6 protein-coding genes and 1 pseudogene are annotated in these 8852 nt (G+C 71.0%); 1 reads left to right on the forward strand and 6 read right to left on the reverse strand.

Annotated elements, in window-relative coordinates; genetic code table 11:
• Positions 1–20: 20 nt before the first annotated feature.
• Genes ACFVYE_RS37095 through ACFVYE_RS37120 form a run of 6 tightly spaced genes read right to left on the reverse strand, consistent with a single transcriptional unit; the run spans position 21 to position 7661 of the window.
• On the reverse strand, positions 21–2798 hold the full coding sequence (locus ACFVYE_RS37095) for a hypothetical protein (protein ID WP_389608394.1): 2778 nt from the start codon (positions 2796–2798) through the stop codon (positions 21–23).
• Position 2799: 1 nt separating this feature from the next.
• Positions 2800–3165: a hypothetical protein gene (locus ACFVYE_RS37100; RefSeq protein ID WP_389608395.1), complete on the reverse strand. Its 366-nt coding sequence runs from the start codon at positions 3163–3165 to the stop codon at positions 2800–2802.
• Positions 3162–5831, reverse strand: coding sequence for an ATP-binding protein (locus tag ACFVYE_RS37105; protein ID WP_389608396.1), 2670 nt, complete (start codon positions 5829–5831; stop codon positions 3162–3164). The genes ACFVYE_RS37100 and ACFVYE_RS37105 overlap by 4 nt, the downstream gene beginning before the upstream one ends.
• Positions 5828–6391, reverse strand: a complete 564-nt coding sequence (locus tag ACFVYE_RS37110) for a hypothetical protein (protein WP_389608397.1) — start codon at positions 6389–6391, stop codon at positions 5828–5830. Before ACFVYE_RS37110 ends, ACFVYE_RS37105 begins: the two co-directional genes overlap by 4 nt.
• A complete protein-coding gene (locus ACFVYE_RS37115) occupies positions 6388–6729 on the reverse strand; it encodes a hypothetical protein (protein WP_389608398.1) in 342 nt (113 codons plus the stop codon). Before ACFVYE_RS37115 ends, ACFVYE_RS37110 begins: the two co-directional genes overlap by 4 nt.
• Complete coding sequence (locus ACFVYE_RS37120; RefSeq protein WP_389608399.1) at positions 6726–7661, reverse strand: conjugal transfer protein; 936 nt, start codon at positions 7659–7661, stop codon at positions 6726–6728. The genes ACFVYE_RS37115 and ACFVYE_RS37120 overlap by 4 nt, the downstream gene beginning before the upstream one ends.
• 704 nt (positions 7662–8365) lie before the next feature.
• On the opposite strand from ACFVYE_RS37120, the pseudogene ACFVYE_RS37125 reads away from it, so the two are divergent.
• A pseudogene (locus ACFVYE_RS37125) lies at positions 8366–8852 on the forward strand (hypothetical protein); the annotation flags it as partial.

Here is an 8852-nt window from a genome sequence, read left to right on the forward strand (position 1 = left end):
CAGACGGCGCCGGGACCGCTTCACCCGGCCCCACCGTCCTCGGGCCGCTGCTGGTCCCGCTCACGGCGCAGCCGCTCAGCCTCGGGCGCGGTACGCCGCATCAGCTCCTGCATCCGGGCGCGCGCCTCGTCGCGCGCGGTGCCGCCCGCGCTCCCGCCACCAGGAAGCACTGGCCTCGTCCGGTTCGGCGCCGTACTCGGACGCGGAGTGTTACCGCCTGCGAGCCGGTTCGGGGAAACCGGCGTGCCTGCCTGTGTGGTGCTGCCTCCGGCCGGAGACGCAGGCGCGCTGGGCCGGGCGGGGGCCGGCCTCGGGCGGCCCGCGGCGCTGCCAGCACTCGTCGGCTGCTGCACGGTGCCTGGGCGCCGTGCGGGGGCCGGTGTTGTCGCGGCCGGGAGGCGACGGCTGGCGAACGGGCTGGCTCCGCTGCGGTCGCCGGTGTTCTCCCGCAGCGTCCGGGAGGCGTGCCGTCCCGCGTCTGTCCAGGCCCGGCCGTCCTCGCGGAGGGTGTTTCCCCACACCCGCACCTGCTGGCGGGCGTCCTGCGAGTAGCGGGAGCCGCTCGCCCGTGCGCGACGGGCGTTGGCCGGCAGGCCGACCGTCGCTCCGTACGCGGTCCGGCCGCCCAGGTGCAGGGCGCGGTATCCGCGGAAGCGGGCCAGATGGTTGTGGGCGCGCGTCGACAGCAGAGTGCGGTCGTTGTCCTGGTCGTGCAGCACCTGGCCGGTGTTGCGATCGACGATCTGCCCCTGGTCGTCGCGGTAGCGGTCCGGCGGGCCGCCAGGACGACGCGGCCCGCCGCCCGGTCCGCCGATTCCGCCGCCGCCCGGTCCGCCTGGGTCGAGGTCGCCGCCGGCTGTGGCCTTCTGCCACTTGGCCAGTTGCTCCTGGTCCGGCCGACGGCCGATCAGTAGCCAGTGACCGCCTTTCGCGCCGAGCCGCACGCCCAGCCCGCCCACGGCGGCGGCTGCGGTGAGCGGGGCCAGACCGCGGCCGGCCTCGGCCATGGCGTCGGCGAACAGCCCGCCGGTGTTCACCGGCATGCCCGCTCCGTCGACCAGAGAGGTCAGTGCACCCATCAGCCGGTGGCGGGTACCGAGCATCCCGAACCGGCCACCACCTCCACCGGTGAAGGCGCGCAGCCCACCACCGCCGTATCCGAGCGCGGCGGGGGAATTCATGGCGAGCGCGGCACCCAGCTCGGAGGTGTCGCCCGGCATGTGGGTTCCGCCGACCTTGGCGTAGCGCATGCGCATGGCCATGCGCCTCCCGAAGGAGGCGGTCCCGGTCAGCAGCCTGCGGTGTCCGGCCGCGCCTGCGATAGCCAGGACATCGATCAGCAGGATCCGCTCCACCATCAGGTCGGGGCCGTTGGTGATGGTGGCGTCCACGGCGATACCGAAGAACGGCACGAACGCGCAGATCCCGACCATCGTCAGGATCGAGATCCCCCACAAGGAAAGCCACTTCCACACCGACTGCCGTGCCGGGCCGGGCAGCATTCCGACGACGAACGTGACCCCTCCGCAGGCCGCAGCCGCGGCGCAGACACCCTGAGTGCCGAGCAGCACGATGGCGCTGGAAAGCAGCATGCCGCAGATGAACAGGGCGGCGATGAGCAGCAGCACGGCGCCGCCGACCCTCCACCAGGTCGGCTTCTCGGCGTAGGAGGCACAGGACTTGCCGACATCCCCGGCCTTCTTCATGTCGCTCAGGAAGGCGGAGAACTCGCGGTCCTCGTCGGTGACGATCGCCTTGGAAGCGTCCAGGAGTTCACCGCCCGGCGTGAATTCCAGCAGGCTGCTGTCGCCACCGTTCTTAGGCAGGTCGGTGTAGACGCCGCCCTGTTCGCAGTACTTCTTCGCCGGGCCCTTGATCTTTCGGCAGGCGTCCTTCCTGTCCTGGCTCGGTTCCTTCCTATTGGCACCGGCCTTGTAGCCGCCGGTGACCCACTTCAGGTGGACCGCGTAGGCCTTGCGGTCGGAGGCCTTGGCCGGGTCGAGGATGCGCCCGTACTGCAGCAGCATGTACGGCTTGACGACCAGGGCGTTGGTGATCGAGTCCTGGAGCGAGCGGGCCACTTCCTTCGCGGAGACAGGACGCTCACCCTCCAACTCCCAGCACTTGGTCTCCTCGCGCCCCACCATGCCGTCGCACGGCCCGGCGCTGGCGATCTTTCCGCCCCAGTCGTAGGAGTTGACCGACTGCTGCGCGACTTCGGCGGCCACCTGCTGGCTCTGCCCCAGCGGCCCGTCCTGGGCCAGCAGATAGTCCGGGCGTACGAACGCGGACGCGGCGAACGCCGCGATCAGCAGAGTCAGGAAGATCTCGCCCAGACCACGAGCGACACGGCCGCGCACGATCATGAATCCGGCGAAAACGAACGCCCAGGCCAGCAGCAGCCCCTTCAGTCCGAGCGTGTCGACCACCAGGGTGTTGTACGCGTCGGCGACCTTCTGCGCGGGGGCAATGAGGATCTTCAGCAGGGGAAACCGGAACGCCAGCTCGATCGCCCAGCCGGCCAGCCCCACCAGCATCCGGATCAGGGTGAACAGTCCGGACAGGGCAAAGGCCAGAGCCTGCGACTTGAAGGCAAAGATGGAGCCGCCTTGCGCGTTCAGCTCGTATCCGTCGATCGGCACCCCCTCGGAGGAGGCGATGTTCAACGGGGCGAGCAGGTCTCCGGTCTCGCTGCTGGTGGCCGCATACACGACCTGGCTGTTCGTCACGACGAACACGCAGGCAAGCAGCAGGACGAAACCGGCCGAGCGAAGGGTGCCGCGGTCTGGACGCAACATCTCAGTGCTGCCCTCGGCCCGTGGACGTGCCGCGCCGCCAGATCACGAGTGCGCCCACCGCCGCCGCGGCCGGCACCGCTTTCCACACCGCAGCGTCACCGCTTCCCTGCATGGAGGCGACGCCGGTGGTGTCTCCTTCACGCTCGCAGTACGCCTTGGCCGGGCCCTTTATCAGCGCGCACGAATCCCCGTGCCGGCCGGTGAAGTCCATCGCGAAGGCCTGACCGGTGCGTGGCCACCATGCCTCAGGCAGGCCCGTCCCGAGCGCCAGGACGAGAAGCCCGACGGCGACGGTGACCACCGTGAGGATGCTCGCGGTGCAGGCGAGGCGCCGTGAACGGCTGGGGGAGAAGAAGGAGGGGGTCATCGAAGTCCTTCCGGACGGTCGCCGGCGGCGGCGCCGACAGGCGGCGCGGACATGCGGCGTCCCGGGGTGGTGGTGATGGAGGAGGCGATGCGCTGGATGCGGGGGATGGCGACCTTGACCCGGCCGGTGTTCCTGCGCGGGCAGGCCAGCAGGAACTCGCCCTCGCGGCCCTTCTGCCCGACAGGGGACAGACCGGTGGTCACCAGGCGCAGCAGCTCGGGGTCGTTCGGATCCAGCCCGAGGAACTCAAGTCCCCGGCGGGCGCGCTCACGGTCGGTGGTACGGGCGAGCGCGCGGTAGGCCATCAGCCCCCGGTCGGGGCCGAGTTCCTCCGCGTCGTGGGAGGCGACGATCGCACCGGCCCCGTGCTTGCGGCCGTCGTGGAGGATCTCGTGGACCAGGGCGATGCCTTCGGCGGAGCTGGTCAGCCAGTACAGCTCGTCCAGCACGAACGCCGCGAACCGGTCGGGGTCCTCGAACGCGGTCTGCCGGGCGATCGCGGCGATCAGGTACAGCACGGCGCGGCCGATCAGCGCTTCCAGCGGCTGCTGGTGCAGGACCTCGGGGTTCTCGAACGCCGCCTTCGGCGGCAGCTTCAGCCCGGCTGTCGTGATGACGATCATGTCGGAGGCGCTGGAGACGTCCAGCCGTACCGGCGGCAGCTCCGGGTCGAACACCATCGCCGCGAGCCGGTTGTCGGCCACGACCCGGACGAGCCCGGCCAGGGTGGCGGCCGCGTCCTGCCGTTTGCCCGCCTGCTGGAGGGCCATCTCCTCAAGCACCTCAAGCACGCGGTGCATCGAAGGGGCGTCACTGGCGGCGGCCTGCTCGACAGCGTGATGCAGGACCTCGCCGTTCGTGCTCATCGGGCCGATACCTAGCTGCAGCGTGAGGTACGACAAGGCGTAGTGGCGCCCCTCGGGACCGCCGAAGCAGCGCAGCGGGTCGATGGACACTTCCGCCTGGGCGGCGTCGATGATCTGACAGCGGCCCGCAGCCGCGGTACGGGCGAACGTCGCCCACTCCCGTACCGGGGTGCGGTCGATGCAGATCGCGACTCCGCCGCGCGCCCACACCGCCTCCGAGACCAGCTTCTCCAAGACGCTCTTGCCCCCGCCGGGGTCCCCGACGATGCCCATGGACGCGCTCGCGTCCTGCTTCGGCGCATCCGCGACATTGATCATCACGGGGCGGGTGGTGCCACAGTCCAGATCGAAACCGAGGAAGATCCCGTTCGGGTCGCCGACCTCCGAGGCCGTGAAAGCCCCGCCCAGAGCCCAGTCCTCGGAGACCTGGTGCTGGACGAACTCCCTCAGGACACCAGGCCGGGCCATGCCGGGCAGACCGAGGGCGAACAGCTTCTCCTGCAGCCCGACCGGACGGACCGCGCGGTAGTCCGCACCACCGAGCAGCGCGGCCAGGGCCCGAGCGCGGGCGTCACAGACGGCTGCGGTCGGCCCCCACACCGTCAGCACCGTCACCGATTGCACCTCGACCTCGACCGAGGTCCGCGACAGACGGGCGTCCAACTCGCCCAGATCGCGGGCGGCGTCGTTCAGGGAGGCGGGCATCCCGGTGGGGCGGGTGTCGTACTGGTCGGCCTGGTCGACCAGCTCGTTCTTCTTCCGCTGCACCTGGCCGCGCGCCTTCTCCGCCGGCACCAGACACAGATCGACGGCGTAGTCGACCGGGAAGTCGAGCGTCTCCAGCTGGGCGAACAGATCGGCGGCATCCTGGCTGACCGCAGGCGGGCACTCCGCCAGCACCAACTGCGCCTGGTAGCCCACCCCGGTGTCGGACTCCACCTGCAGCCAGCGCCGCCCGAGCGGGGACGAGGTCTTCAGCCGCCACCAGGCCCTGCGGCCCGACCGGGCGATCCCGTCGGCGCCGCCCAGGCCATCGACATCGTCGAGCGCGGCATCGGCGCCGCCCTCCTGCAGACGGGCCTGGCCGAGGTCGGCATAGCTCGGGGAGCGCAGCACCCCAGCCCGGACCCGCCCGCCGTACAGGTCGCTGCTCTCCGCCTCGGCGAGCAAAGGCTCCGGCAGGCCCCGGTGGAGGGCGTGCTGGATCATCCAGACGATTTCTGCCGGGCGGGCCGGCCGGAAGGCGACGCCACCGGCCAGCGCAGACTCCACCCGGGAGGCCTGCTCGCGGTAGGAATTCACCTCGCGCCGGTCCACGGGCGGGGCCTGCATGCCCATCACCGGCGCGATGTCCGCCCACATCGCGCCGAAGGACGCGGCGACCTGCCCACCCGTCATGTCGGTCTGCAGGGGCACCGCCAGCCACAGCGTGCGCCGGTGCATCTCCTGCCCGTCCAGCAGGTCAAGAGCGGCCTCGACGCTCTCCACCCACGGATGCGGACCATCGCCGACGCTCTGGTCTCCGGGGTCGATGCCCTCGATCATGCGCAGGGCGATCTCGCCCGGGTCGACCTGGGCGCACAGCCCGAACAGGCGCGGCGCCCCGGACAAGGAACGGACCAGATGCGTGATCTTCGCGAGCTGCTCGTCACGGACAGCGGCCGGCACATAAGTGCCCTGGACGGCTTCCTCACGGTGGCCATGCGCGTCCGCGCCGGGGTGAAGACGGTAGACGGCCCAGACACTGCCCTGCGTCGACCACACCAGATGCCCCGCGATATGACGGACCGGAACCCTCACCGCGCACCCCCCTGCTCAGCAAGGGCGAGCAACTGCTGCACACCCGACACCGGACGCACCGAACACTGCTGCGCCTTCGGCTCATGGCGCCGCCGCACGGGCGCACGGGACACCCGGCTCCTGCGCGGTGTCCGCCCAGGCGCAGGCAGTTCGGTGCGGGGCGGCACGACGGAGCAGTCGACGTCCTCGACGGTGAAACCGCCGCCCAGGAAACGCGAAGAGCGGTCCCGGGCGGCCCGACCACGGATCCGACCACCCTGCGGCTGCCCGGCGAGCAGCACCCAGCCCAGCGCCGACTGCGCAGGGGAAAGCCCCTTGAACTTCGGCCGGCGTACCGCCCAGACCACCAGCAGCCAGGCCACGATCGGGACCGGGCCCATCCACGACCACAGCGGGATCGTCTTGACCAGAAGGAAACCGCCGAGCACCGCGGCCGCGATCTGCGCGGGCGTGTACGGGCCGAGCGGGATCCGCCAGTCGGCGACCTTGCCCAGCACCCAGGGGTGACGCCGGGCGGATGTGTAGTACCGGCCAACCCGACCCGTGGCCGCCGCGCTCACAGCTGCTCTCCCACGCCGCCGGGGTGCGAACGGGCGAGCGGGCCGGTACCGGGCACCATGCCCGGAACGGCCGGTGCTCCCTGGGACGGGTTCTTCACCTCGTCCTGGAAGATGGCCGCCAGATCCTCGCGCGAGTTGTACAGCCCCAGCGCGACCGCCATGAGCAGTAGCGCGCCGATCCCGGCCTTCAGGCTGAACTTCTGGATCATGACGATGACCACGAGACAGACCAGCCCAGCCTTCAGCCCCTTGGTGGCCCAGTTCCCAAGCATGTCGATCCAGCTGTCGCCGAGGTCGTTCAGCTTCCCGGCGAGCACGACACTGTGCACCGTGTTCACGACCGGCCCCCGTTCCGGACGGTCCCGGACTCAAGCGCCGTGACTTCCCACCGGCCCGACCGGGACTTGAGCCCGGTCTCGTACGCCAGCGGCCACCGCCCCGCACCGTCCCGGGCCTCCACCTGTACGAGGACACGGGCCGTGGTGCCGTCGACCGGAACCCGCTCGGCGGCTGCGGCTTCCTCGACGGCAAGCACCTGCTGGACCCCGACCGCGGTGTACGGGGCGGGGGACACCGGCGACAGACGCACCCCGGGAGCGAGGTAGCGGTCCATCCCGCCGGAACCGGTCAGATAGGCGCCGAGGAACTCCCCGACCGCGGACGAAAGATCACCTCCGGTCGGCACGGTCACCGAGTACGGAGACTCCGGCATCCCGGCACGGGCCGGGCCGGCCACCACCCCCGGGGCACCGGTCACCGTGAACGAGTCGCCACTGCTGTCAGCGGCCACAGGCACGGCGAAGTAGCGCACCTGCCCGTCGTCGTACTGCGCAGCCACCGTCACCGCCCACTGGCCAGCGTCGCGCTGCACGCTGCGCACCGCGGATACCGACTCCGGCTTCGGTGGTGCATCGGCCGCCGGGTCGGGCAGATCGACGTCCGGCGCGAGTGACTGCGCAAGCCGGGCCTGCGCAGTCGTGGCGTCGTCGGTGCTGCTGCGCAGCCACGCGCCGATGAACAGCTGCGCATAGCCGGCCGGGTCGGTGCCGACCGCCGTCGTGCGCACGGTGGTGGGCTTGGCTGCGGGGGCGGCCACGACCGTGGTCGGTCTGGACAGTACCGCGACGCCCAGGGCGACGGGCCCGGCCGCGATCGCGATGAACAAGACCAGACGTGATAGGCGGACGCGCCGCCGCATTTTCTCCAGCTCGATGCCCGCGGCCATCGGAGCAGCAGCCTGGCTCTCTGCGGCCTGCTTGCCAGGAGACATGGTCAAACTCCCAGGTCAGAACGGATGTTGCTGACCTTGAGAAAACCCGCTGACCCCGACCCGACCACCGACCATGAAGGCCCGACCACGGTCACGATGGGGACACGAAGTCCATGGTCGGGGTCATGGTCGGCCCGACCACAGGCCCGACCACGGGTCAGCCCCGAGCAGGCGAGGGGTCATCGGGGCCGGCACACGTGCCGCGGCCGAGGACTGCTGCGCGGCCACGAGCCGTGCGGACCCTGGGGCCCGCGAACCGATGCGCAGACGGAAGCCCCCCTGGCCGCATTGGACACCTGCGCAGTGCGGCACCCCGGACCTGCACACCAGAAAGATCACCAGATCCTGGGCGGACTGCGCAGTCGCACCGCGCATGGCGACTGCGCACGACCCCCGACCCGTTGCACAGCCCGATTGCGCAACGTTCGTCGCTGCGCAATCGGGCTCTCGGTGCGACTGCGTGCCGGGCTGAAGGTGCGTGGTCGGCCCGACCATGAGCCCGACCACGGCAGCTAGACGGCTGCGTTGCCGGATCGTGACCGATGGTCGGGGCTCGTGGCCGTCAGCCTGGTCGGGGTCGGCGGGTGAGCTGACGCCATGGAACACACGCACGACCGCGCACTCAGGCCCGCAGCCCGCCCCATCCCGGCGGGCTTGGAGCGCTGCCCTGGACACCGCGCGCGGCCCGCCTCGGAGACACCGCGGTGAGTCGCTTCGGGGCAGGGGTCCGCCGGGGTGTGATGGCGGCCGATCAGTTCACCCAGATCGCCAACGGCCTGTTCCGCGACAGCCGGTTGTCGTACAAGGCGAAGGGGATCTTCGGGTACGTCAGTACGCACCGGGACGGCTGGCAGGTCACCCTCGCCCACCTCGTCTCCCTGGGCCCCGACGGACGCGAGGCGGTCCGCGTCGGCCTGAAGGAACTGGAACGGCACGGCTACCTCATCCGCGAACGCCTGCGCCGCCCGAACGGAACACTCGGCGAGGTCGTCTACTCGATCACCGACCGCCCCGCCACTCTCGATGTCGCCCTGCTGGAAGCCACCTCCGCCCTAGCGATCGAAGACGAACACGACATCGGCTTCGGGGCGGGAATCCGCCGGGGTGTGATGGCGGCCGATCAGTTCACCCAGATCGCCAACGGCCTGTTCCGCGACAGCCGGTTGTCGTACAAGGCGAAGGGGATCTTCG

This window comes from Streptomyces sp. NPDC058239, assembly GCF_042882185.1.
Taxonomy (GTDB): domain Bacteria; phylum Actinomycetota; class Actinomycetes; order Streptomycetales; family Streptomycetaceae; genus Streptomyces.